We start from the raw sequence: 25,024 nt of genomic DNA on the forward strand, positions 1-25,024 counted from the left end.
ACTACAATTATAGCATTATTACAAATAAGCCTCAGAGACGATGCTCTGAGGCTTATTTGTCAATTAATTAGGTCAACACGTTTGAGTATTACATAGTTGCCCCTAATTGTCGAAGAAGCTCCACCACTCTATTATTGCCTTGCTGAACTGCCAATGCCAATGCTGAATCTCCACCTTCAACTTTAGCGTTAACGTCGGCGCCATGGTCAACTAACAAACGAATGATGTCTAGGTTATCGTCATGAAATGCAGCGGTGTGTACACAGGTATGACCGTTGCTATCGAATATATTCGTCTGCGCCTGATGAGCCAGGAACAGCTTGATCACATCTATATTACGTGCCCCTGCTAATGAAGAATGCAATGCCGTATTCGATGGAATGAATGATAGTTTCGAATGAGACACTGCATTTACATCGGCATTATGATTGATCAGAATCTGTACAGCGTCTATATTGCCATAATGCGCCGCGAATCCCAGAGGCGTAAGTCCATCTTTACTCTCAGCGTTCGCAAGACTAGCATTCGTTTCTATCAGTTGCTGCAGCGTTGAAATTGTGCCTGTCTGAATGGCATCGAAAACATCGTCAATCTTTGGATTATACTCCACTTCGTTTACCTCCGATAAATTCGATATTCTTTCTTCATTTGTTACAGGTTAACTTGAAGTTCAAGTGTACCAAAATATCCCTGAAAACGTCCATCTTTCGTATTGTTTAAACAAAATGAAGGACGAAGAACCCCGATATTTCGGGGGATCTTCGTCCTCCTTCCACTTATTTGTTCGATTGGTCGTGTGGAACAGTCACGTTAACGGACGCTGTGGCCGCATTGCCGGCCAAATCCTTCGCCGTATAGGTGATGGTATAAACACGGCCGTCTCCATCGCCCGAACGATCCGCACGCACCTCGAATGAATCGGAAGAATCAATCAGCGGAACATTGTAGTTTGCTTTTTGAATATCCGTTGGCTGAAGCTTTTCATTGCTCGTAATCGAAGTTAATACGACGGATTCCAGACCGGATACGGAATCCGACGATGCTACGGCGACATGGATCGGAACCATCTTTTTGTTGGCCGGCCATATCATCGTTTGGTCCAATGAAATTGCTAATTGTGGTGCAGTACGGTCAATATTCACTTCGAAGGTTTTGAACGGCTCTACGTTGCCTGAATGGTCTACGCTGCGGTAGTCGATTTGATAACGTCCATCGGCCGACAGTGTGAACGGCGCTTGATAAGAAATCCATTCTCCGTTATTCATTCGGTATTCCGTTCCGGAAACACCGGAACCGTTCGCATTATCCTCGGCATGCAGTGATATCGTCACGTCCTTGTTATACCACCCGTTCGTTCCGCTAGGCGTCTCGGGGTCGATCGTATACGTAGTTGTCGGAGGCGCTTGATCCCCGCCCGTATCACTCGGGATATCCTGTACCAGTAGAGCGGTTCCAAGATTGGAGCTGTTCTGCCACTGTTGGCCGGTGACATCGCACCACACCGCTACGCTGTCGCGCATTCCTTTATCGTTATCCGAGTTGTTGACGGAAACATCAAATCCGACCAATGTGCCGATTTGCGGGGCAATCCGATCCAGCTTAATTCTAGCAAAGACGTTATATCCCGCAGTCTGACCGCCTGCGTCGGAGACTGTGCTCGTGACGGTGTCGAAGGTCGATCCGCTTGAACGATGGTCAACGGTTTGCTCGTTTGCGAAGTTGATGCGATACTGGCCGTCGTCACTCTCGATATTGCTTGTTCGCTTATGATCCTGATCCACGAAAATTTCAATGGAATCTTGCTCCCAGGGGTTGCGTGAATCTTTTCGCAAGATCGGATCATGGATTTCAGCGCGAACATATAAATATTGATCGTCCCACATCGTCTTCGCCGTGCCGGTTGCTCCGCTCGTTCCTTGAACGAATTGATCCATGACGATCTGATCGGCATTGTTCCACTGCGGATCGTCGAAGCCTGTCGGCGTACCATGGATAACATAGGTTAATCGGAGCGGTCCGCCCCATGTTAGTGCAGCGAAGTGACTGAGGTCGGTATCCGCATTGTCCGGATCGTTCCAAGCAACGGGTCCTGCTGCATGCCCGTCGGTAACGCGAAGGTCAAACTTCGAATTCTGGCCGCCTGAAGCATGATCCAATGGAACGGCCGCTTCCAGACGATAACCTCCGCTTGTCTCTGCGATCTTATAGTTGGTCCCTTGAACGGTGCTGTTGTCGCGAGACAACGTATAAGGATTCGTTCCGTTGATATAAACCTGTACTTTGTCCGCTGCATCCTTGGTTGTGTCGTGGACATTGGCGAATAGATAGAGATAGGAATCGTCATAGGTTGTACGGAAGTCTGCTATTGCCGTATCATTGGCGTCTTTGATTTCATTCGCCGCGACGGCCTTCAAGATCGCATCCATGGATCCATCGACGGACAAGGATGTTTTCCCGACAGTTAACGGCTTCGAGACCACTTGACCGGTTCCATGCAAGGCGTATCTTACCACCGATTGCGATGGAGCAGAGGGATTGCCCTGTGCGTTTACAACATAGAGATGATAGGTCCCGGCAGTCTGTGGAACCGCTATAGAAGCAGCATCTCCATTAGCCTTCGTCATGCTCGGACCTTCGATGAAATTCGTTGTGCCCACAGGCGCAAGCCATACGGTATTGGCGGCATCTCCCGCAGGCTGTATAGGGATCGAAACTGTCGGCGGATTGATATAAACACTCGCTGGGAGCGCAGCATCTTGTACTGGAGTATGGGATGGCGACGCCAGATGCCGATACGGACCTTCCAGACCAGCATTCAATGCGATGTTATAGCCTGCCAACGGCCATACGCTGTCCTGATAATATAGGATGTCTTCAACGACGCTGCTCGGCAGATTTTTATTGGATATTTTGTTGACGTTGCTATAGGTTTGAGTGATGCTCAGATCATGCTTTCTTCCCCAGTCGTCGGAATTGATCGTATACATGATATTCGGGTCGATATCCAATACGTTATTGCTAAAGTTGATATAAGCCGAACCTTCGTCAGGATGCAGCCCGTATTTATGGCCTGCCGGAACGCCTTTCAAGTAGTTATTGCTAATCATGGTTGTCGGCTGGTTGCCTAACGTATAGATCGGCGCGCCGTCGTCCAATTTCTGCATGGTGTCAATAATTTGGTTGTAGCTGATATCGTTGTTTTGGGCTGTAGTGGTAGGTACTCCCGGCACGATGGATCCTGACGAACCATCGAAGTTCCACCATCCCCAACCGAGCGAGATGCCGACATATGGCGTTTTCTCGATCCGATTATGCTGTATCGATAGGGAGTCGACAAAAAAAGCTTGGATAGCGGCGGAACCGTTGAACAGCACTCCGCTGTCATAGAGATAGTTATTCTTGATCTCAATGTTCTTGCAAACGCCCTCTCGGTCCACTGCATATTTCTCATGATTCGTAGACGTATAATCGCCGATATACACGTGCTGAGGATGTCCGATCGAAATAGCGGCTCCACCGATATCGTTCGCAGCGTTTCCTATCAGCTTCGAGTTCGAAACGTCGTTCACCATGCTGATGCCGTCTGCTCCGGTATGCTCCACCTTACTATTAAGAAGCATGATTCCATCGGCATTCTCAATATCAATGGCACTAGGCTCCGTATCGACATTGCGATAATTGTAAGCGTGAAAGTTTTGTTTCGCATAAGCGATTGCGCTGAGATTGCCTTGCTGCACTTGTTTGAATACCGAACCGTCTATTTCGGATAGGTTCCAATCGGAATGCTCCACCGTGATCCCATCGAAAGTCAGATTGCGCACGTGATCGCTTGTTGAGGCGCCTGCCACTTTAAGAATCGTTGCTACATTGTTCGGAGCGTAGACTTGCGCCGCGGTCATATCCTCGTTATCGGCCTTGTAGTAATATACGGTTTTATTCGTTCTATCGTAATAAAATTCGCCCGGCGCATCCAGAAATTCATAAGCGTTCATGATTTTGTGGCTGCCTCCGATCTGGAAGTTGCCATTGAAGGAGCCTTGAGCGATAGCCGCTCCCGGCTCTTGGAACAAGGCCACGCGATTAGCTCCGTCAGGGGTAGTCGTCACTTGGCGAACCCCTACGATCGCCGTGTTCCAGGTCGTCCTCGTTTCGATTTCGACATCGGCTTGATTCGATTGGATGTTAGGAAAATCCGTCAGGTTGTATTTGGCTCCATCACATTGAGAGCCTGATTCCCATGCCCAATCGGCTTGACCGGCCGTTATGGCATACGTGCCGTAGCAGCCTAACGAATTAATCGTCTTCGAGGCCATGAGCGCCCTCTTGTCATTCACATATAGCGCGCGAAGTTTATTGCTTCGATCCAACGGCGCCTTCCATATATTCCCCGCATGCTGAGTCCAACCGGTAACTTGGACGCCTCCATTCAGCACCGGAGTCTCATTCGGGTAAGCTTGATAAATAATATGATAGCCATTAGTGCCAGAATCGCTTGGCGTAAATTCGATCGTGCTCGATACTTGATAGTTTCCGCCACGTAGATACACATAGATATCCCCCGTCATGCTTGCATTGACGGAACGAACAATATCCCTTGCATGCTGGATGGTTCTGAAAGGTTCGTCGATCGTTCCCGGATTGGCATCATTCCCGCTGGGCGATACGAAATATTGTGCCTGCACTGCCGGCGTCTCCGCAGCCGAAGCAGCCTGGGGAACTGTAAAATTGGCCATGACAAGAACGACGATCAAGACCATCATAAGGATAGACCGCCATTCCCTTTTGAACGAAATGCTTAACATCATATGCATCCCCTTTCATTCATCACTTCAAAATAGCCCCTGCCGTCAATGCGTCTTCAATCTTCTCGTTGCCGATCATATAGACGATAATCGTAGGTAAACTAGAGAGAATCATAGATGCGCCGATAAGTCCCCAGTCCGAAACGCCGACGCTTACGAAGAAGCTGAACAAGCCGACGGTGAGCGGACGGAATTGGTCTTTGGAGGCAATAATGAAGGAAAGCGGAAACTCGTTCCAAATTCGCATGAATATCAAGACGCATTGGGTCACCAGCGCAGGCATGACGATCGGAAATATTATTGAAAAAAAAGTCTGGTAGACGTTGGCCCCGTCAATGCAAGAGGCTTCTTCCAATTCCTTGGGCAGCGTGCGGAGAAAGGCGTACAGCATCAGTACACAGGAAGCGATAGAAAATCCGGAATAAGGAAGAATGAGAGCAAAGTAGCTGTCCTTAAGATGCAGTAGCTTGACCAATTGAAAAAGCGGAATCACGACGACTTCAATAGGTACAATCAGACCCAAGGACACATAAAACAACGTTACTCCGCTGAATTTCCAATTCATGCGGCTTAAACAGTAAGCGAGCATGCTCCCAGCGATGAGCGTAATGACAATCGTGCCTACGGTATAAATTAGGCTGTTCTCGAAGTAGGTAAAGAAATGATACTTGGACAGCGATTCGCGGAAGTTCAGCCAGTCCCAAGCATGCGGGATGCCGAACGGATTGTTATACGCTTCGCTTTTAGATTTCAATGAAATCGTTATCATCCAATACAAGGGAAACAGAAATGTGCAGCTGACGACCAGCCAAAAGACGCGGCTCAATACTTTCAAGTTAACCACCTCCTAGAACTCTATCTTTTCTCTTGCGACGAACCGCTGAATGAGAAAGGAAATCAAGAGACATTCTAGGATAAAGATAACCGCAATGGCCGTTCCTTTGCCGAATTCAGACGTGTCGAATGCCGTGTAATACATTTGGTAGACGACCGTTCTGGACAAATCGCCGGGGCCGCCGGATGTCATCACGCGGACTTGCGCATAAAAGGCCATCGAACCAAGCGTGGAAAGGATCAATACGTATTTGACGATATCTTGCAATAAGGGAATCGTGATCCGCAAGCTGACTTGTACAAAGTTGGCGCCGTCAATCAACGCCGCTTCGTAATAATTTCTAGGAATCGACTTGATGCCCGCATAGAAGAGCATGCCATTCAGACCGATATATTGCCAGAGAAAGGCCAGCCCGATGCTAGGCATCACCGTCGCCCGTTCCGTAAGCCAAGAATGGGTCCAGGATGATAGACCGACGGATTGCAGCATGCTGTTGAACAAACCCCAGTTCGGTTCGTAGAAGGCCACCCACATCTCCGAGACGACCGTCACGGACAAAATAGCGGGAAACATGGCCGATGTCTTGAAGAAACGACGCAGCCTCGGGGTCTGCACATCCATGAACAGCGCCAGCATAAGGGAAAGCGGCAGCCCGATCAATACGGAAATCCCTACAATCAGATACGTGTTCTTATGCGCAGTCCAGAAAGAAGAAGAGAACAAAGCGTCCTTGTAATTATCCAGTCCAACGAAGCCCAAATTCTGAAAGCCGTTATTATTATGCAAACTCATCCATAATTCGGGCAGCAAAGGATAAACGCAGAATACGGTAAACAGCAGCAATGCGGGTACGGCAAACACGAATAGGGACAACTTGGTGCTGTAATACTTGTTCATGGCTCTCTCCATCTTTTGGTTTATTTATTTGTCATATCCCCCCGGAGATTTAGCTGTCTCCCCGGGGGAATATGAACTTATTCTGTTGTCAGCACTTACTTACTGCTTAAACCATGTATTCTCGCTCCAAGCCTTTTGCAGCGCTGCCGCAAACTGATCGGCAGCGTATTCGCCTGTCAGCAAATTCGCTCCTTGAGTAGCCAGCTCTGCCGAGGTTTTCGCATCCAACGAGTTTAATGCAAGAGAAGGGATTTTCGTAGGAATCGGATTATACCAATCAATGAACTTCTTCATGAGCGGAGACGGCTCCGGCAAATTCGCGCCCGTCTTCAATGACACTGGCGCACCATTGGATTGGAAGTATTCGGCATCCATCGTAGCCAAGAATTCGGCCAGCTTGACTGCTTCGTCCGGATGCTTTGTCTTCGCGCTAACCGCGTATCCGTTCAGAGGAGAACCCCAGAACTGTACGTATTTGGTCGGGTCGTATTTGTCGCTTGCGCTTGGGAACGGGAAGAAATCGACCGTATCGTCCTTTGCCAGATTAGGCAATTCCCACGTAAACATCATCAACATGGCCGCTTTCTTCGATGTAAACATTTCCATCGCCGGACCGTAATCCAGATTGGCGATCCCTTTCGGGAAGAAGCCTGCTTTGACCAATTGAACAATGCGGTCCACCCCTGCCTTGACCGAAGGATTGTTGAAATCCGTTTTATTGGCAACAAGGTCCTGCATTGCTTGCGGGTCGCCGATTTGAATCATCTGTTGAAGCATGTAAAGCTGAGGCCCCCATCCATCCTTACCAGGCGTAACGGCTGGCACGATGTCCTTGCTCGTCAGCTTCTTCGTTGCATCAAGCAATTCGTCGAACGTCTTCGGAACTTGCACGCCGGCTTGCTCGAACATATCCTTATGATAGAAAATGACAGGCGTGAAATACGTATCCGATCCGGATGACAAGCTATAGATCTTGCCGTCGACATGCTTCAGCGCATCAGGGACATCGTATTTATTCAGAAATCCATCCTTGGTGATGTATGACGTCAAATCCAGAATGCTGCCCGTGCTCTTCAAAGGAATAAAGAAACCTGCATCATCCCAGAATACGTCGGGCATATCGCCGGAAGCATTGTACGTTTTCAATTTGTTCGCCATATCTTCGCCGCCGCCGCCCGGCTCGAACTCGATTTCTACATTAGGGAACTCTTTGGCAACGTTAGGTTTGATGTACTTTTCCATGATGTTATTGCGATTCTCGTCGGTCGTGATCGTTACCACTCTCAGTTTAATTTTCTCCCCATTGTCTTTGTTGCCTGCGGTCTGCCCCGCTGGGGAATCCGATTGGCCTGAAGACTGAGTATCGTCCTTCGAACTGCTGCAAGCCGTTACCGAAACAAGCATCGCAGAAAGAAGAAGAACGCTCAGCATCTTCGTTTTCTTACTCATGTTCTGACCTCCTATTTCGTTCATCCACTTTTTTGGGGATCGCTTATTCTAGTCGGTCATGTAAGCGTTATCAATCGATCCTGCTTTAAATTGTACGGATTTCGCCCTTTGGATGGCAGAGAATATTCTCGGGCCGATAGCAATATTGTCAGCTCTATTGGATGTGGTTGATGTACTTGCTGGGTGTAATCCCTATATATTTTTTGAAACATTTGCTGAAATAATTGGCATCCGCGTAACCGACCTGACTAGCGACATATTGTACGACTTTCACGCCTTGGTCGAACAGCTCCTTCGCTTTGGCGATGCGCAGTTCGGTCAAATAATCGTTGATCGTGATCGAGGTTTCCTTTTTAAACACATAGCACAGGTGATTGTAGTTCATATGCACGCTCTTCGCCATTTCTTCGATCCTCAACTCCTCGTTGCCGTAGTGATTCAGAATATACGATTTCACCTCTTCAACGATTTTGACCGCTCTCGTTTGCTTCCCCTCATGGACATGAGCCATAACGTTTAGAATCAAGTTGCGAATCCAGCTTTCCAGCTGGCTGAAGGCATTCATCTCTTGGAAGGTTTGCAAAATGTCCGATCGAATCGCATCCTGATAGATCTGATCCGTTTGAGACATTTCATCGAGAAATTCCAAGCAAGTGGATACCATCTCTAGCCCGGAAACAAGCAACATCTCCATGGAAGCTTTCTTGGCGAGCGCATCCTGGAAAAAGTCTGTAATCCATGTCTCCGTCTCGGATTGATTGCCAATCCGCAAACACATTAATAGGCTGCTTCTCCTCTCGATGGAAAACAAGCTGGCTTTCATCCCCGATTGCGTTAGTCTCGAATGAACGATCACTTGATTGCCGCCTCCTATAAAACGGTGTTTCAAAGCGTAAAGCGCTTCTTTGTACGAGATGGCGATCGACTCCATGCCCAAGTACCCATTGCCAACGCCGATCGTAACCGTGCAGGGCAAATTCGTCTGAACCGATGTTCGAACCGTTTCACAAATCGTCTCCATTTGTTCGAAGGAATCCGATGCGGAACCTATAATCATCACAAAACGCCCATCCGGATCATAACAACTGGCACTGGAATAGAGGCTCGGAATCATTGGTTGGACGATATCCTGAACGGCGTGCTTGTAGACCTGCTTGTTGTTCTCTCCGGATACGAAATTAGTGATCGGATCAATGTCGATTACGATTACCCGATAACAGGGACCATACAATTCAATGCCCCAATCATGCAGTCGTTCCATGAAGGATGAGGAGTCAATGGCGGTACCATGGCCTTGCAGCCATTCGTGCAGCAATCGATCCTTCAAAACAGGCACATTCTCTATGGCCTGCTGCTGCAAGCGAAGCAGCTCGAGTCTCTCGGCCCGTTCCTTCTCGATCAGATGCTTGATGTCAAGCAATGATCCTCTAAGCTCCTCCTCATCAATCGGTTTAAGCACGTAATTAAACACGCCGAGCTGTACGGCTTGTTTGGCATAGGCGAATTCGCTCTGCCCCGTCAGTACGATAAATCTCGTGCTCAGCCCGCTTCGATTGACATGCTGTATAAACGCCAAACCGTCCATAATAGGCATGTTGATATCAACCAAGACGACATCCGGCGATAATTGGGTCATTAGGGCAAGCGCTTCTTCCCCGTTCTTGGCCTCGCCAGCGATCTCATAACCCAGTTCCCCCCAAGGCAGCGAGATTTTCAACGCTTGTCTGAAGTAGTATTCATCATCGACGATCATCACCTTGTACATTTTATCCCTCCTGTGATGGCTTGAACGGCAAACGGATTGTAATTTGGGTATAAGTGCCGGGCTCACTCTCGACTTCCAAGCCATATCTGTCTCCGTACAGCATGCGAATGCGATTATGTACGCTTCTGGCACCAAAACTCACGTTTTCCCCAGTACCTTCGGCTTCCAATAACATGGTTGCGATTTGCGAATCGCTCATTCCCGCACCGTTATCGTAGATTTCGATGATCACATTCTCGCCGCAACGTCTTCCGGTAATCCGCAAGAAGCCCTTTTCCGTTTTCATCTTCAATCCGTGATAGATGGCGTTTTCTACGATCGGCTGCAGCGTCAATTTCGGAATCACGCATTTGTTGATTTCATCGTCGATGTGCATCGTATATTCCATATACTCCACGTATCGCAGCTGCTGGATTTCCAAGTAGCTTTCCGTCAATCGAAATTCTTCTTCTATCGATATGATATCGTTGCCTTTGCTTAACGAAATTTTATAGAAATCGGCCATATATTTCGCTGCGGCAATGGCTTCCTTCTGCATATTCAACTTGATCAGCGAGATGATCGTTTCCACCGTGTTGTACAAGAAATGAGGCTTAACCTGGGATTGCAGCAGCTTGAATTTAATTTCCGACTTCATTTTCTGTTCCTCTACGTTCTCAACCATAAACGCTTCTATTCGGTCCATCAAATTATTGAAGCCATCGCTTAAATAGCCGATCTCGTCCGTTGATTGGTACGAGCTTCTAACGTCCAACTTGCCGTTGCGAATCTCCCTCATCGTTTTGGAGAGTCGGAATATGGGCCTTGTGATGGAACGAGACAGCGAGAACGAGACCATTAATGCGAGCAGCAAGCAAGTAACGCCGGTGAGCATAATCAATTTATTAATTTCTTTGCGCTCCACCGTGATTTCATCCAACGGTACAGCACTTACAATCGACCATTGCAGAGGCTCAAAACGACGAATGGATACCAGCATCCGTTCTTTCCCCACGCTTGTGACAAGGCTGGCATCGCTATTCGAAACGGGAAGCGAGATCGAGGTGACTTCGTGAAAGTCGCGATACAAGAGCGCTTTATTTTGACTGGAGATGATTTCTCCGTTGCGATCGAGAATGTAGAACTCGCCGCCCTTGTAGTTTGGATTTTTTTCGTAGATGGAGGAGATTACCGTTTCTTTGATATATAAAGCAACCAAACCAATGACTTTGCCAGTATCTTTGTGAATGACAGTCTTAGATACGGCAAAAACGTTATCGTCGCCTGCATAGCGGAACTTAAATTTGATCAGCCCCGTCCAGACTGGCATATTAGAATGGTCTCCTTTGCTGGGATTCGTCCCAAATATGCTGGCTGCAGATTCGTTGTCTGCATATCCTACATCGACCCATTGTCGGTTGGCGGTGAGGATGCTTGCCGCTTTAATATTCGTATTAGGCTCCACAATGTTGCTGATGACTTCAGAGAGCGTCTTCTTCATCGATAGGTTATCTAGTCCCTTATCCGACCCAGATTGGGATATGGCTTTATTGACCAATAGATCATTGTACAGCTCATTCTGCAGTCGGAAATCCGTCGCCAAAATTTTCGAATAATCTTCTACCGTCGAAATTAAAGTCTGCAGATTATTATCAATGAGAATAAGCTCCCGCAACGAATCATTGACCGCCTTCTCCCTAATTACTTTCTGTGAAACAACGTTGGCGAAAAACGCAAGTATCGAAATCGAAATGATAATGATGAACACATTCGAAGTGAATATTTTATTTTTAATAGAGATCCCTCGGAGATACACTGAAAGCCTTTTCATTTTATGAGCCTCCCAACCGATATCTATCATGGAAGAATAACGCGATAATCCAAGTCGATTAACCTCCCTTCAGCACAAAGAGACTGCCGTACATATTCTCGGCAACCTCTTTAACTTCCTTTTGTTTAGTATAAAATGTCCGTTGAAAAACAGGCTGCCGTATATCGGCAGCCTGTTTTCATTGCGTACTCGTTTTCCTTTGGTTCAACCTAGCCATTGTGATCGTCATTTTCGTGTTCACGTTCCATTGCGATAGGCTTCCTTCTGTCGGCCTTCGCAGGTGTTAGCCGTAACCGTCGTTCTTTCTGCAGGAACAAGGGTATCTCATCCCTTTCGACGAGTCCCTACTTCATTGTTTTACGACCTAGCGTTACCGTCTATCTTCTTGAAGTACGGGGCTAGCTTAGCGGTGATCTGCACCCACTGCTTCTGTTCTTCGTCGGTTAGCTTCTCTTCATGACTGACCCCATTGTCATCGGTGATCTTCAGTTTCAGTTGCATCAACTGCTTGGTCAGTTCCATATACGCCTTGAATTCGTCTTCCGTTAGCTTGCCTTTTGCCGCTTGTAGTAATCCCTCAATCTCTTGATAATCTTCCTGCGTTCCCCCGTGTTGTTCGATAGTCGAGGAAGAACCGAATATCTCATCGGCTAGATTATAAGAAGAAGCAAAAACGGCGGAAGGAATAAGGATAGCTGCTGCAACAATGCCTGCGAGCATACGTTTTTTCATGCGAGATCTACCTCTCTTTTCTTTTACATAGTGTAGATAGGTCTGTCGGACGTGTCCGTACAACTCTGGTGGGCAATCCATTGAGTCTGCCGCCTGGCGAAGCTCTTCGCGCAACTCCTTGTCAATTGACATACACATCTCCTCCCGTCATTTGGAATTGTTTGCGGAGTTCTTTCAGCGCCAGGTGATGCCTGGATTTCACTGTGCCTACGGGGATCTGCAGAATGTCTGCGATTTCTTCCAAAGCATAGTCATGGTAATAGCGAAGGATGACGACAACGCGCAGTTTGTACGACAACTGACGAACACGGTCGAACAGGTCATGCTGCATCTCGGAATGCAGGACAGCTTTGTCCGTCCAATCGAACTGTTCGCGAGTCATCTGGCGGTTTCGTTCAAAGAGACGAATTCGCCGCCAGGCCTTTCTTTTCCAATCCTGAACCTGGCGTACGATAATACCGTGCAGCCAATACCGGAACGGCCGATGGGAGTCGTACGTGTGAAAAGAGCTCCACATGCGCAGGTAAACTTCATTCACGATATCCTCAATGTCCGGTTTGTTGTAGACGAGAAATGCAACCGTCCGATAGACGTCTTGGTGAGTCGCCTTATAGACAAGTTGAAAGGCTGATTCGTCGCCCAACGTTGCTTGTTCAAGCCATGGCAGTAACTCTTTATCATTCATGGGGGGCCCCTCCCTGACGTGTTACAACCCTTAATTCGCTCCCACGACAAAAAAGGTTCAGTAAGGGTTACCAATTAATAGAGCGATCTAACCGCCAACTAGCTAGGAATCATACTGTCTTATTCAAATGAATAAAATTCGGTTGACAAACAAGCCGTAATAATTAAATAGTAACCCAATATATGTATGTAATAAAATTCACAAAATAAAAACTAACCGAATGCTCGATGTGGATCTCATATTATTGAAAGTGCTGCTCTAAAACCAAGATCGTCGATTTTGAAATCAGGCATGCTTTTCCGTCTAACCGTAGAGCCGCAGTTGTTTGCGACTTCGGCCCAGCTGCCTCCCCGAAAAACCCGATAGTCCCCGTATCGCTGAGTATCGTATAGATCCCAGCACCATTCCCAAACATTTCCGATCATATCGTAAAGCCCCCATGGATTAGGAAGCAGCTGTCCGACTGATTGAGCAGATCCATTGGCGTTTTCTTGATACCAAGCAATCCTCTCTATGTTCGCATACCGATATCCCTTGGTGCCCGCTTTGCACGCATACTGCCATTCAGCATCAGTTAGCAGTCGGAAGCCATTGGCTTTGTTGTTATATATCGTATTAACACATTCATCAGTGATTGTGTAGCACTCCGTCCTGCCCGATAGTCTGGACAATTCGTTACAGAAGACAATTGAATCTAACCACGAAACTTCTGTAATCGGCAGGTTACTCCTAGTCGACTCTAATGCTTCTCCATGCATGACTCCATGATACAAATGCTGCGTCACCGGATATTTCATGACATGGAGAGGTTCGATCGTTTCACTCCACGTTATAACCTTTCTATCGCTCCCTTTACCAGGGTCTGATAACGTGTAATTCGAGCTAAGCCATTTATTCTCATTAACATAATCGCGTAATTCAACGGTTCCGCCTTCAATTGGTATCATTAACTCCATTAGGCTTTCTAGAAAACGAGCCTTCTCACTTTCGTCCTTTCCGATTGTCATTCGGACCCCCCTATATCGTTACGACTCATCTATTTCCGAGACTTGCACTGACGGGACAAGTAGTTCGGAGAACCTTAAAACGTCCGGCATACGGGATGTATTGTCCTCACTAGCGTTCGCTGAATCTCGATCGCCCGCGAACACGAGAGTACCATCACTCTTCAGTCCAATTGCATATGAGGTCGAGGCATCGATCTCCACAATATCACGCCAATTGTTTATGCTGCCTATTTCATGTAGTTTGTTGCCTGTGACGACGACGGTGCCATCACGTTTCAATCCGATCGTATAATACCAATCTGCAGCGACTGCGATGATATCTTTCCATTCCTCGACGCGGCATTCTCCGAACTTATTTATTCCTGCAGCAACGACAGTGCCGTCCCGCTTCAAGCCAACAATATGGCTATCACTGGCGGAAATGGTCGCGATGTTCGTCCATTGTCTCGCTTCGTCCAGCGCCGCCTTCATTTCGAAAATCAAGTCGTCGCCTCCAGCGATAACTACAGTGCCATCTTCCTTCACCCCGGCGATATAGGAACGTGATTCCGCAATGGAGACGATCTTCTGCCAACTCTTGACGGCGTCTACTTCATCGTTGGTCATGAGCGAGCTAGCTGCACGTACAGTGCCATCCTCGAACAATGCAACCGCGCTCTGCGGATAATGACCCTCGAATGTAGTCACGTGTCTCCATTCTTGTGTTTCCTTAATAGTCGGAATCATCGCCCAACACGAATTCGTCGTACAAGCTTCGAGCTCCGCAATATCGACAGGATTGGTCGTGACAACAGTACCGAACTCATCAATGCCAGTCAAATATCCATCAGACGCAGAGAGAGACCTAATGGAACGCCAATCGTTCGTCCCTGTCGCATTTTCCATCGCATCGATTTCCATGATCGTACCGTCACTCTTGATCGCTGCAATATTAGAATCGGCCGCTATCGTTTTCCCGTTCATAATATCGTACAACTGCGACCTAATGCTGACGCTATCTCTATAATTCCCGAGTTCGGATAATACGCCGACAGCTTGTGGGTAACTATGCTTCTCGATCAAGGCCAGCGCATCGCGATAAGCTTTCTCTTCCTTGTCTACTCCTCCACATCCAGCTATTATGACGAGTGTCATAAAGATGCCGATTCGCATGCTTCTAATCACGGGTCCATCTCCACTATTCAATTGGCATTCTATCAAAGAGTTGCCTAAAGTCAGTTTATTTCATGAGCCTTGCCTTTAATCAACAACTACCAATTCACCCTACCATTAACGCAAGAAGAACCGTACACACATACCACTTCGGTTGGCTAATGCATACGGCAGACTATATCAACTCTCGTTATCTCACTACAGTTCCGAATGTGATTTTCATATTGGAAGCATAAGTTAAATATGATTCCAGATTGAAATACTCTGATAGAAATAGTTCATTCTCATACTGAATCTCTGCATCTTGAACAGTGGCTCCACGTTCAATTAATTTGTTAACGAAGCCGTCTTTATCCTCACTAGGAGCATTCGCATATCCGCTCTCAATAAAACGGGTATACAACCTATTCTGGCTGTCGACTTCCATATTCGGATGAAGGAAGTTCACTTTATCGGAAACTCTGCATTCGATATCCTTCAAACCTAATTGACTGAGATAAATCGGTATCTTCATCCCTATGTTCCCGTCCTTGCCGCTGCGAGCAGCATCTTGTTCGAAGAGATTCTGGAGGAAGCCTAAATGGGTAAACCTAGATTGGTCATGTCCATGCAAATAGAAATTGGACGTGCTTGCAATCCAGTGAGGTTCAAAAGTAATAACTTTTCCATTATCAACAACACTATCAGTCATTTTCTTCAGTATGGTCATCGGATTCGGTACATGAAGTAAGAAGGAATGGCATATTGCAATGTCGTATTCCCTTTCCAGAGCGACCTCCTGAATATCTCCTTGAAGAAACGCTGTCTTGTAAGGGAGTGACGCGAACAGTTCCCGCGCCTCACTAAGCATCTTATCCCCTAAGTCGACCCCAGTATAAGTTGAACCCTCGGGCAACATTGGAAGCAGCTTCAAGCCTAAATAACCGTAACCGCAACCGAAATCAATTAGATGTACAGGAGCTTCGATTTTCCAGACCCTGCCAACCAAAAATTCGATATAATCATCATTGTAAAATAAGTCTCTCGATTGGCGAAGGTATTCAATCTGAGTATCCCAATAATATTCACTCATATAAACGGCACTCCTTATTTGGAATTATCTATTCTCGTCGAACTTGGAATGTCTGAGTCAGGAATCGAGATCGTCTCGCATCCATTGAACTTCGCAAACTTTTTGAGACAATCGTCAAGGGCTGTCTGCAGTTTCTTTGATTGCTTCACACCGTGTTCATACCAGATGTTTTTAACGACAAGCATCCCGGTTTTTCGCTCAGCGATTACCTCGACACGTCCGATGAAGCTGTCTCCATATAATAAAGGGAGAACATAATATCCGAATTTCCGTTTAGTAACGGGTGTGTAAATCTCCCAGGTGTAATCAAAGCCGAACAATTGGTTAATAAGCTTCCTGTCCCATAACATATTATCCAATGGTGCGACCAACTCGCAGCGATATTTTAGCTCTGGATTCGAAAGGACGGCTTCAATAAGCGGCAAGTCTTCCGTGCAGCAATATAGCATTTCCTTCAAATGTTCAACGGAAACCGCTGCAATTTTATCTTCAATCAATAATTGCTGGAATACCTCTTTACGTTCTTCTGATTTCAGTCCCCAAATGTTCAACCAAGCATCGGATGCACGATTCCACAAAAGTCCGACAGCGCCAATCCGACGCAATACCCGCCATTTTTGATGTTCGAGTTCGCTAACTAGTGGATCTGGGGTATTCAGCAAATTTGCCTCAATATGCTTCTCGGCGATATCGTAATATTTGCGTGTGCGATTCTTGTGATGGATAATCAAATCGCCTGTCGAATACATCTGTTCGAGTACGGAACGGGTAACATTATTTCCACCGCTCCAATGGATTGCCGATCGCCAAGTGAATTCCGCATCCAATTGCAAATCATCCGAACCTATCGGACCGTGATTCAGGATATGAGTCCGCACTTGCTCAGTCAAAGCTTGCATTTCAGGATAGTGTTCCGCATGTCGTCGAGCGGCCTGCCTATACCTCTCAAAATAAGGCCAGTCCTCGACAGGGATAATTGCCAGTTGCTTATCGGGATAATCGACTAAACGTCTTTCTACATACAGCAGCTCGTCGAGCATTCCCTTGCTAAACCCCTTGACTCTCGACTGCAACACCAATTCGGAGTTTTTACCGCATACATCGATGGGATCATATTGGACGCAGCCTGCCTGTCGAACAAAATCCAATACGCCCTGTTTTCCTATAAATTTGTATTCTCCCAGCAGACCATGCTTCAACAACATAAATTGTCGTGCTTGACGGTTTGTTAAGTTGATCATTCGCGCACCTTTCTTCTTCAATATAGTTATTATAGGATCGATTCTCCTTCAGCCACTTGGCTGCAAAAGGAATAGCATGTTGAAGCTCCAGCAGCTTGCTGTTAGCTTGACCGATCTTTCCTCGAATCGTTCCGGGGTAGGTTACGTTTATCCACCATCAATAAAAGAAGAGAACCAGCAATGCAGCAGCAAGGCTGATTCTCTTATCCTTCCTCTCCTCTAGACCACAGGCACCTCGCGCAGCTCGCCCCGCTCCTTCAGGTATGCCTTCAAACAAGCACCTGTATGCGATGATGGCTCCTCCATCACCTGCTCCGGCGTCCCTTGCGCAACGACTAGTCCGCCGCCGCGGCCTGCCTCAGGACCAAGATCAATGATATGATCGGCGACCTTGATGACATCGAGGTTATGTTCGATCACAAGTACCGTATGTCCCGCATCTACAAGGCGATTCAAGCAGTCGAGAAGCTTCTGGATATCTGCGAGATGCAAGCCTGTCGTTGGCTCGTCAAGAATGTACAAGTTATGCGCGCCGCGTTTGATCTTGCCAAGCTCAGCCGCCAACTTAATCCGCTGCGCTTCCCCTCCGGACATGATCGTCGCCGATTGTCCCAGCTGCAGGTAACCAAGACCAAGCTGATTCAGAATGTTCAACTTGTGTACGATGAGCTTCTCGTCTTGGAAGAACACCTCCGCATCTTCAATAGACATGTTCAAGATGTCGTTGATCGTCTTGTCTTTATACTTAATCTCAAGCGTATCCGCTGTATATCGTGCGCCTTTGCAAGAAGGGCACACGGTCTCAACGTCCGGCATGAACTGCAATGCCGTCGTTATCGTACCGTAGCCTTTGCACTCCTCGCATCGGCCGCCCTTCGCATTGAAGCTGAACTGCGTTTCCGTATAGCCCCGCTCAACCGATTCCGGCAACGATGCATACAACGAACGAATGCGGTCGAACAAGCCAACATAGGTCGCAGGGTTCGACGTCGGCATACGACCGATCGGCGATTGGTCGATGCTGATGACGTTATTGATCTGCTCGTGCCCTTCAAGTGCGTCGTGCTCACCAGGTATGATCCGCACGTCTTGGAACAAGTGAGCTAGCTTCTTGTACAACACTTGGTTGACGAGACTGCTCTTACCGGATCCCGACACACCTGTCGCACAGACGAACATCCCAAGCGGGATCTCCACATCGATGTTACGCAAGGTATTCTCCCGAGCACCAACAATCCGCAGTACACGTCCATCGCATTGCCGACGCTTAGCTGGCAGCGGAATCGTACGTCGTCCGCTCAAGTACTGCCCCGTCAGCGAATCCGGATGTTTCCTAAGATCCTTGATCGTTCCTTGCGCGACGATATTGCCGCCATGAATACCAGGTCCTGGCCCGATTTCAATCACATGGTCAGCCTCTGCTATCGTCTCGACATCGTGCTCAACGACGATGACCGTGTTGCCCGTATCTCGCAGCTTCTTCAATGTCTCAATGACACGTCGTCCATCTCGCGGATGGAGTCCGATGCTCGGCTCATCCAGTACGTACAACATGCCCATCAGGCCAGAACCAATCTGCGTAGACAATCGTATCCGCTGTGCTTCTCCACCCGATATCGAATCCGACCGACGGTTCAAGCTGAGATAGCCAATGCCGATATCGATCAGCAGCTTGATTCGACTCGTCAGCTCGTGCAGAATCGGTACTCCTACGGATTGCAGCCGTTCTGGAACAACAAGATGGCCCAACCGAGGCAGCAGCTCGTCAATCGGCATCGTACAAGCCTCATGTACGGTCAAACCACCGATTGTTACAAGAAGCCGCTCAGACTTCAGCCTTGTACCTCTGCATTCCGGACAAGTATGCTCAACCATAACCTTCTTGAACATACTCTCTTCGTAGCCTTTCACATCCTGCTTCTTCCGCGAGTTCCGGTACCAGCGATCGATCTCGCCGACGATTCCATCGAACGTGAACATCTTGCCGACATGCTGCTGTATCCATGGTGCCTGATCATTCGTTTCCGTACCAAGGAACGGGAAACGCGCTCCCTTCGTGCCATAGAACAGCAGATCATAATCCCGCTTCGGCATACCGCGCAGCGGAACATCAAGATCAATGCCGAAGTGCTGTGCCATGCTATAGATGACCATGTTGCGCCATGCCTTCGGATTGTTCATTTTATAGATTCGCTCATTGAGTGCGCCCTTGCGAATGCTTCGATCCGGGTTATCGATCATCAGCTCCGGCTTCGCGTACTTGTATACACCAAGTCCAAGGCAAGTACGGCATGCGCTGTCAGCATCATTGAAGGAGAAGTAATGCGGCAGCAGCTCACCAACGACCAATTGATGCTCCACACATCCGAATCCACGGTAGAACGGTGCCATCACATGAACGTGAGCGTCACTCTCCGTCTCAACCCCAGCCGAGTCGCCCGCTATTGCAATGTGCAGAAACCCTTCTCCCAGCTTTAGTCCATCCTCCACCGATCGAACAAGCGACTTGTACACTTCGCGGCTGACCAAGAACTTGTCGACCAGCACCTTCATATCATACGGCGTATGCTCGTCAAGCTCGATGTTCTCACTCGCATCATGCATAACACCGTCAATTCGATACATCCGATAGCCCTTCTCACGAATCTCATCGAACAGCACCGAATAATCTTCGCCGTACAGCTTCTTCACTGGCGCATAGATTTCAACCCTTTGCCCTTCCAGCTTCGTAACGATATGTTCAGCAATCTGGGCGGGCGTCTTCACGGTCAACTCATCCCGACAGTGCGGGCAATGGGGTGTGCCAACTGTCGCAAACAGTAAGCGAACGTAGTCATAGATATCCGACATTGTGCCAACCGTCGAACGCGGATTGGGAACGCCGGTCTTCTGCTCAATCGAGACAACAGGCGATAAGCCGGTTATGTAGTCAATATCAGGTTTCTTCAATTGCGGGATATAGCGCTTCGCATAACTTGATGACAGCGATTCCAAGAATCTACGCTGCCCCTCACCATAGATGACATCAAATGCCAGCGTTGATTTGCCAGAGCCGCTGACGCCGGTAATAACCGTAATCTGATCACGCGGGATATCGACAGAGATGTTGTTCAGGTTGTTCTGCCGCGCACCTTTAATCGAGATCGATTTGTGCATCGTATCGTCTACATCCTTTCATCCAACATGAAATAGGCAAGCTCGTCCACTTCAATACGGCTCTTCGGCGTTAGCTTGATTGGCGAGGAAGCTTTGTCGATCAAACCTTTCTCAGCCAGCCACTCCGTCCCGTGTACGATCAGAGCGTCCTCCATACGATGCTTCTGTTTCATATATTGCATGATTTCAGAGAAAGGCCGCACATCCTGTTCCTCTTTCAAGTACTGGAACAATAGGCGGAACAGCTCGTCCTTGTGCCGCAGCAAATAACCGTCCGCGCGCCGGACAGCTTCCATTAACGTCGCTTCATCTTTGGGACCGTGAATCAGATCGTTGTACATCCAGTTGAAGAAGTCAGGATTATAACGAAGCGCTTGATGAATGACCTCTCGGGTCGGAATGTCGCGATTCAATAATACTTCGATCTGCGCCAATGAATCTACGATTCGTATGAGATACACGAACGAATAGGTCGGATCCTTCTTCACCGTCGCCCATTTCTCTGCTTTCTCTAAGAAGAGGATCGTCTGAGACGCGATCATCAGCAGTTGGATTTCACGGTCGCGATCACCGACCTTGCTCATCCGCTCGTGGATATCTCGCACTGCTTCGTCTTTACAATAGACAAGCGTGCTTTTGAACAGAAAGGAATGAATGAAACTTCCTTGAACGACCCGCTCTTGCTGCTTCCGGAACTCGGTACGCGATAACAGATTCACACTGAATACGATGCCATTCTCTACGAGATGAAACGGCGCATAGGCTCGCTTCTCATCATCGCTTACAAGATAAACATCAATATCCGACTTCTCCCATACCTCATCATAGGAGAGGCTTCCTCCAATGAAGATGGCTAGGATATGGCTGTCCTGTCGGACCCGCTCGACGAACGTCTCCATCGCCGTACGGTACTTCAGTTGTAGTGCATCGTTCATGAATGTCCTTCACTCCCTTAGGTTCAATTCCATTCAGTCGAATGTTTGTTCTCACATTCTACCAGAGAACCCCTTAAAAAAGGAAGTGTTGATTTGGAACAATTTTACGTTAATCGGAAACCGCTTCCTTGCAGCATATAGTCCAAATACGCCTCGCGCAAACCATCATCGAAATGAACCGTTGGCCGCCAGAATAACTCCGATGACGCCTTCTCATTATCAAGACAGCTGTGCAACGTATCACCTGCACGCGGTGACTCGGTATGCACAATAGGATGAGGCGCTCCATGAATTGCAATAAGACGGCTAGCAAGTTCGTTTACTGATATGCTTGCCCCTGTGCTCACATGGTACGTGCCATTTCGACCGAGCAACGTCGCGGACAGCAGCGCTTTCACCACATCACCGACGTTAACGAAATCTCTTGTCTGATTGCCATCCCCGTGGATCGTAATTGGCTGTCCTTTGCGCAGTTGATTCATAAACAGCGGAATGACATTACCTTCCCCTTGCGGCTGCTGCCTCGGTCCATACACATTGGAGAACCGCAGAATGGTGTAGGACAATTGATGTACCTCCGAGAATAACCGGATATATTGCTCGGAGAAACATTTGGACAATGCGTAGAAAGATACGGGTTGAATAGGGTCACTCTCCAGCAGTCGATCCCGAACCGTTGAACCATAAACAGCAGCAGTTGATGCGAAAATAAACTTGGAAACAGAAGCTCGCATACACGCGGTCAGCAGCTTAAGCGTCCCCAATACATTAACTTTCACGTCTGCTACCGGATCTGTCATTGATTTCAGTACATTCGCCTGCCCCGCCAAATGAAAGACGATGTCCGGACGCTCTCGCATAACCAATTCATAAGCTTGATCCGAACCAATATCCATCTGATGCAATACTGCACCTTCAGGGACATTACTCAGTCGACCAGTACTAAGGTCATCAATTATCTGGACATATGCACCTCTGGACAATAATGTTTCGACTAGATGCGAACCGATGAATCCAGCGCCGCCTGTAACGATCGCCCTCAATAGGTCTCACCTCTCTCGCGAATGATACTCTTCCTCTATTCTATGGTTCATAGATAGATGTTGGCTCAATGTTTGTCCCCCGTAATTCGTATATTCTGACCCTCAGCCCGATGCTTGCAGGTATAGAGATGTAACCTTTATCAATATTTCGCGTCTACTAGATATCTGCAACTAAAGGGGAATGTGGTATGAAATTAAAGTTATTGATTGGCTTCCTCGCAATAATTGTCATTCTTTCTGGATGTTCCAATGGAGATGAGAGTGGAGAGAAAGCTAGTAGCAGGGTTAAGCTGGAGGACGTAACACAAGCGCTCGAAACCGGAGGATTAAAGCTGCTGCAAATTCACCCCAAGGGCGGCACATCGCCATTCGCTCAGATTAATGATGTGGGTGAGACATTTGCCATTGATACATATCGAATGGGCGATGTCACGGATGAGATCAGCTCGTCGATTACATCGTATGTGAATCTATACATTTATGTTTTCGACTCCGATAAAGCTCGGATTGAGGGACGAAGCGCTCTAAATGATAAATTAGCAAGAGTCAATATGGTAGCTCCGCCTAGTGTGTTTGAGAATAAGAATATCCTTCTCATTCATTTCAATGGCAATGACGAGAAGGATAAACAATATGACCAAATGATTCAATCGGTCATTAGTGGGCTGTAATAGTTGATGATCTCGGATGAGTTCCGTTCGAGGGACAACCTGTATAGACTGCAAAGGACAGCCAGGCGGCTGTCCTTCTATATTTTACAACAATTAATGATTTAGAAACGCTTGAAGCTGCTTGATATGATGCTCATCATGCGCAATAAAGTCCGGCACATAATGATCGATCGCGAATGGATGCCCATCCCCATCTTGGCGTACCTCGATCCATTCCTCATCTGATAGTTGCCGTATATGCTCAATAATCTCCTTACGATAACGAACCGCTAAATCAATGATCTCGGCCCGCTCTTTCGTCTTCGCATATTCCACGGCGTTACGGTTGAATTCATCGAAGTCCATATGCCTCACAGTAAGCGGCTGACGAACAGCAACCTTAGCAATCGCGCCTTCCAGGAAGTACTTGTCCCACAGCATCATATGAGCGATAACGTCACGGGTTGTCCATTTGCCTCGTGCGATGGGCATTGCCCACGTCTCTTCATCCAACTGCCTTAAACCTTCAACGAAAGGGATGAAACGCGCAAACTCCTCGATTAGCTGATCTTTACTGTTCATGTACAAGCTTCCCATCTGCATGTTTAATGCGATTTGTTAAATGCTGTACCGGTCCTTTATCATCAGCACGTCTTGTCTCGACAATAGGCTCGCTCGAATACTCCTGTATAACTCGCCGCCAGAACTGCTGCGCAGGCACATTCCAATCAAACTGACTGACACGCCATTGTCCGATATAGCGGTCAAATGCCATAACAGCAGCTTTCCTGCCAACGCCCTGTCTACGATATTTCCGCAGGATGAAGAAGTGATTCAAGTAATAGCTGCTTTCCTCGACTAAATATTTAATGACGACGAACCCTGCCAATGCGTCGTCAGCTCGAATAAAGTACAAGTCGTGATTCGGATCTTCATACCAACTTTGTATATCTAAATGGGTCACATAGAGGCCGTTCTCGTTGATGTTCGCGCCGCTTAGCTCAGACAAATCATAAGCGACCAGCTCGAGTAGACGCGATAATGCAGCTAAGCCATCTTCTGTTACGTGCTCTAACGAAACGGAAACAGTCACGCAGCCACTTCCTTCACGGTTCGGTTAGTATGAAGGTGCTCCGACTAACTACCGGAACGCTTCACCTCTTTGACCTTCTATCTTCTATGTTCGGAAATACCCATTCGCCGCTGGCGTAACATCCTTGTGAAGCCCTGCACCCTCGGGATTCCGTACAGCAACATCAAGCAGCCACTGTGTAAAACCGGCAACCTGCATCGATTTCAGCTCCTCCAACGTGAAGAAACCCGCTGCATCCACCTCTACCCCATCTGGAATTGGTTCTCCTCCGATATATTCCATCTCGTACGCAATGTATACGTTATGAACCGCGGCACGAGGCAAATCCCGCAGCGCCACGATGCTGACAACGCGCGCCTCGACACCTGTCTCCTCCTGCACCTCGCGAACGACCGTCTCCTCGATTGGCTCCAATTGCTCAATGTATCCGCCTGGATTCGTCCAGTTGCCCTTGCCCGGCTCCTGCGCTCTGCGAACGAGCAGCACACGGTCATCCCGCATCACTAATGCGCCAACACCGATGCTGTAACTTCCCCAATGGACATAATTGCAAGCTTCAGACGAGCATGCCCGCCGCTCCACACCATCCATCACGCGTGTCTCCATCGGATGGCCGCATTCCACACAATAATTGATCGCCATCAGTTCATCCACCCCTATCAAGTTCGCTTGCAATCTAGTTGTTTTGTATTTTCCTATG

At 47.8% G+C, this 25,024-nt stretch carries 20 protein-coding genes; 1 reads left to right on the forward strand and 19 read right to left on the reverse strand.

The window, feature by feature from the left end:
• Nucleotides 1–88: 88 nt before the first annotated feature.
• From H8B09_RS12050 to H8B09_RS12125, 16 genes are all read right to left on the reverse strand, one after another.
• Nucleotides 89–610 carry an ankyrin repeat domain-containing protein gene (locus tag H8B09_RS12050; RefSeq protein WP_191203714.1) on the reverse strand — a complete coding sequence of 174 codons (522 nt, stop codon included), beginning with the start codon at nt 608–610 and terminating at the stop codon, nt 89–91.
• Between the two features lie 166 nt (nt 611–776).
• Complete coding sequence (locus H8B09_RS12055; protein WP_224753484.1) at nt 777–4,805, reverse strand: sugar-binding protein; 4,029 nt, start codon at nt 4,803–4,805, stop codon at nt 777–779.
• A 19-nt stretch (nt 4,806–4,824) separates the two neighbouring features.
• A complete protein-coding gene (locus H8B09_RS12060) occupies nt 4,825–5,637 on the reverse strand; it encodes a carbohydrate ABC transporter permease (RefSeq protein ID WP_224753485.1) in 813 nt (270 codons plus the stop codon).
• Nucleotides 5,638–5,649: 12 nt separating this feature from the next.
• Complete coding sequence (locus tag H8B09_RS12065; protein ID WP_191203716.1) at nt 5,650–6,534, reverse strand: carbohydrate ABC transporter permease; 885 nt, start codon at nt 6,532–6,534, stop codon at nt 5,650–5,652.
• A 99-nt stretch (nt 6,535–6,633) separates the two neighbouring features.
• A complete protein-coding gene (locus H8B09_RS12070; protein WP_191203717.1) occupies nt 6,634–7,983 on the reverse strand; it encodes an ABC transporter substrate-binding protein in 1,350 nt (449 codons plus the stop codon).
• 154 nt (nt 7,984–8,137) lie between these two features.
• Entirely contained in the window at nt 8,138–9,748 is a 1,611-nt protein-coding gene (locus tag H8B09_RS12075) for a response regulator (RefSeq protein WP_191203718.1), read from the reverse strand.
• Between the two features lies 1 nt (nt 9,749).
• Entirely contained in the window at nt 9,750–11,558 is a 1,809-nt protein-coding gene (locus H8B09_RS12080) for a sensor histidine kinase (protein ID WP_191203719.1), read from the reverse strand.
• A gap of 357 nt (nt 11,559–11,915) precedes the next feature.
• The gene (locus H8B09_RS12085; RefSeq protein ID WP_191203720.1) at nt 11,916–12,422 is read right to left on the reverse strand and encodes a DUF3600 domain-containing protein; all 507 of its coding nucleotides are present in this window, start codon (nt 12,420–12,422) and stop codon (nt 11,916–11,918) included.
• Nucleotides 12,412–12,975, reverse strand: a complete 564-nt coding sequence (locus H8B09_RS12090) for a sigma-70 family RNA polymerase sigma factor (RefSeq protein ID WP_191203721.1) — start codon at nt 12,973–12,975, stop codon at nt 12,412–12,414. The genes H8B09_RS12085 and H8B09_RS12090 overlap by 11 nt, the downstream gene beginning before the upstream one ends.
• Nucleotides 12,976–13,211: 236 nt before the next feature.
• A complete protein-coding gene (locus H8B09_RS12095) occupies nt 13,212–13,982 on the reverse strand; it encodes a formylglycine-generating enzyme family protein (RefSeq protein WP_191203722.1) in 771 nt (256 codons plus the stop codon).
• Nucleotides 13,983–14,000: 18 nt separating this feature from the next.
• Nucleotides 14,001–15,146 carry an RCC1 domain-containing protein gene (locus tag H8B09_RS12100; protein WP_191203723.1) on the reverse strand — a complete coding sequence of 382 codons (1,146 nt, stop codon included), beginning with the start codon at nt 15,144–15,146 and terminating at the stop codon, nt 14,001–14,003.
• Between the two features lie 178 nt (nt 15,147–15,324).
• Nucleotides 15,325–16,206 carry a class I SAM-dependent methyltransferase gene (locus H8B09_RS12105; protein ID WP_191203724.1) on the reverse strand — a complete coding sequence of 294 codons (882 nt, stop codon included), beginning with the start codon at nt 16,204–16,206 and terminating at the stop codon, nt 15,325–15,327.
• A 14-nt stretch (nt 16,207–16,220) separates the two neighbouring features.
• Nucleotides 16,221–17,447 (reverse strand): winged helix-turn-helix domain-containing protein, encoded by a 1,227-nt coding sequence (locus tag H8B09_RS12110; protein WP_191203829.1) that lies wholly within the window; start codon nt 17,445–17,447, stop codon nt 16,221–16,223.
• Between the two features lie 219 nt (nt 17,448–17,666).
• The gene (gene uvrA / locus H8B09_RS12115) at nt 17,667–20,603 is read right to left on the reverse strand and encodes an excinuclease ABC subunit UvrA (protein ID WP_191203725.1); all 2,937 of its coding nucleotides are present in this window, start codon (nt 20,601–20,603) and stop codon (nt 17,667–17,669) included.
• A gap of 8 nt (nt 20,604–20,611) precedes the next feature.
• On the reverse strand, nt 20,612–21,538 hold the full coding sequence (locus H8B09_RS12120) for a hypothetical protein (RefSeq protein WP_191203726.1): 927 nt from the start codon (nt 21,536–21,538) through the stop codon (nt 20,612–20,614).
• A 104-nt stretch (nt 21,539–21,642) separates the two neighbouring features.
• Nucleotides 21,643–22,581: an NAD-dependent epimerase/dehydratase family protein gene (locus tag H8B09_RS12125; protein WP_191203727.1), complete on the reverse strand. Its 939-nt coding sequence runs from the start codon at nt 22,579–22,581 to the stop codon at nt 21,643–21,645.
• Between the two features lie 188 nt (nt 22,582–22,769).
• On the opposite strand from H8B09_RS12125, the gene H8B09_RS12130 reads away from it, so the two are divergent.
• Complete coding sequence (locus H8B09_RS12130) at nt 22,770–23,252, forward strand: hypothetical protein (RefSeq protein WP_191203728.1); 483 nt, start codon at nt 22,770–22,772, stop codon at nt 23,250–23,252.
• A 93-nt stretch (nt 23,253–23,345) separates the two neighbouring features.
• Here H8B09_RS12130 and H8B09_RS12135 read toward each other — a convergent pair whose 3' ends face one another.
• From H8B09_RS12135 to H8B09_RS12145, 3 genes are all read right to left on the reverse strand, one after another.
• Complete coding sequence (locus tag H8B09_RS12135) at nt 23,346–23,813, reverse strand: DinB family protein (RefSeq protein WP_191203729.1); 468 nt, start codon at nt 23,811–23,813, stop codon at nt 23,346–23,348.
• Nucleotides 23,803–24,324 carry a GNAT family N-acetyltransferase gene (locus H8B09_RS12140; protein ID WP_191203730.1) on the reverse strand — a complete coding sequence of 174 codons (522 nt, stop codon included), beginning with the start codon at nt 24,322–24,324 and terminating at the stop codon, nt 23,803–23,805. The genes H8B09_RS12135 and H8B09_RS12140 overlap by 11 nt, the downstream gene beginning before the upstream one ends.
• 84 nt (nt 24,325–24,408) lie before the next feature.
• Nucleotides 24,409–24,966 carry an NUDIX domain-containing protein gene (locus H8B09_RS12145; protein ID WP_191203731.1) on the reverse strand — a complete coding sequence of 186 codons (558 nt, stop codon included), beginning with the start codon at nt 24,964–24,966 and terminating at the stop codon, nt 24,409–24,411.
• Between the last annotated feature and the right edge of the window lie 58 nt (nt 24,967–25,024).

This window comes from Paenibacillus terricola (assembly GCF_014779765.1).
Taxonomy (GTDB): Bacteria; Bacillota; Bacilli; order Paenibacillales; family Paenibacillaceae; genus Paenibacillus_T; species Paenibacillus_T terricola.

Coding starts and splice junctions, on each gene's coding strand:
- H8B09_RS12070 (WP_191203717.1), bottom strand. CDS start 7,983: ATGAGTAAGAAAACGAAGATGCTGAGCGTTCTTCTTCTTTCTGCGATG.
- H8B09_RS12120 (WP_191203726.1), bottom strand. CDS start 21,538: ATGAACGATGCACTACAACTGAAGTACCGTACGGCGATGGAGACGTTC.
- H8B09_RS12075 (WP_191203718.1), bottom strand. CDS start 9,748: ATGTACAAGGTGATGATCGTCGATGATGAATACTACTTCAGACAAGCG.
- H8B09_RS12135 (WP_191203729.1), bottom strand. CDS start 23,813: ATGAACAGTAAAGATCAGCTAATCGAGGAGTTTGCGCGTTTCATCCCT.
- H8B09_RS12130 (WP_191203728.1), top strand. CDS start 22,770: ATGAAATTAAAGTTATTGATTGGCTTCCTCGCAATAATTGTCATTCTT.
- H8B09_RS12080 (WP_191203719.1), bottom strand. CDS start 11,558: ATGAAAAGGCTTTCAGTGTATCTCCGAGGGATCTCTATTAAAAATAAA.
- H8B09_RS12105 (WP_191203724.1), bottom strand. CDS start 16,206: ATGAGTGAATATTATTGGGATACTCAGATTGAATACCTTCGCCAATCG.
- H8B09_RS12145 (WP_191203731.1), bottom strand. CDS start 24,966: ATGGCGATCAATTATTGTGTGGAATGCGGCCATCCGATGGAGACACGC.
- H8B09_RS12055 (WP_224753484.1), bottom strand. CDS start 4,805: ATGATGTTAAGCATTTCGTTCAAAAGGGAATGGCGGTCTATCCTTATG.
- H8B09_RS12110 (WP_191203829.1), bottom strand. CDS start 17,447: ATGATCAACTTAACAAACCGTCAAGCACGACAATTTATGTTGTTGAAG.
- H8B09_RS12090 (WP_191203721.1), bottom strand. CDS start 12,975: ATGAATGATAAAGAGTTACTGCCATGGCTTGAACAAGCAACGTTGGGC.
- H8B09_RS12085 (WP_191203720.1), bottom strand. CDS start 12,422: ATGTCAATTGACAAGGAGTTGCGCGAAGAGCTTCGCCAGGCGGCAGAC.
- uvrA (WP_191203725.1), bottom strand. CDS start 20,603: ATGCACAAATCGATCTCGATTAAAGGTGCGCGGCAGAACAACCTGAAC.
- H8B09_RS12065 (WP_191203716.1), bottom strand. CDS start 6,534: ATGAACAAGTATTACAGCACCAAGTTGTCCCTATTCGTGTTTGCCGTA.
- H8B09_RS12095 (WP_191203722.1), bottom strand. CDS start 13,982: ATGACAATCGGAAAGGACGAAAGTGAGAAGGCTCGTTTTCTAGAAAGC.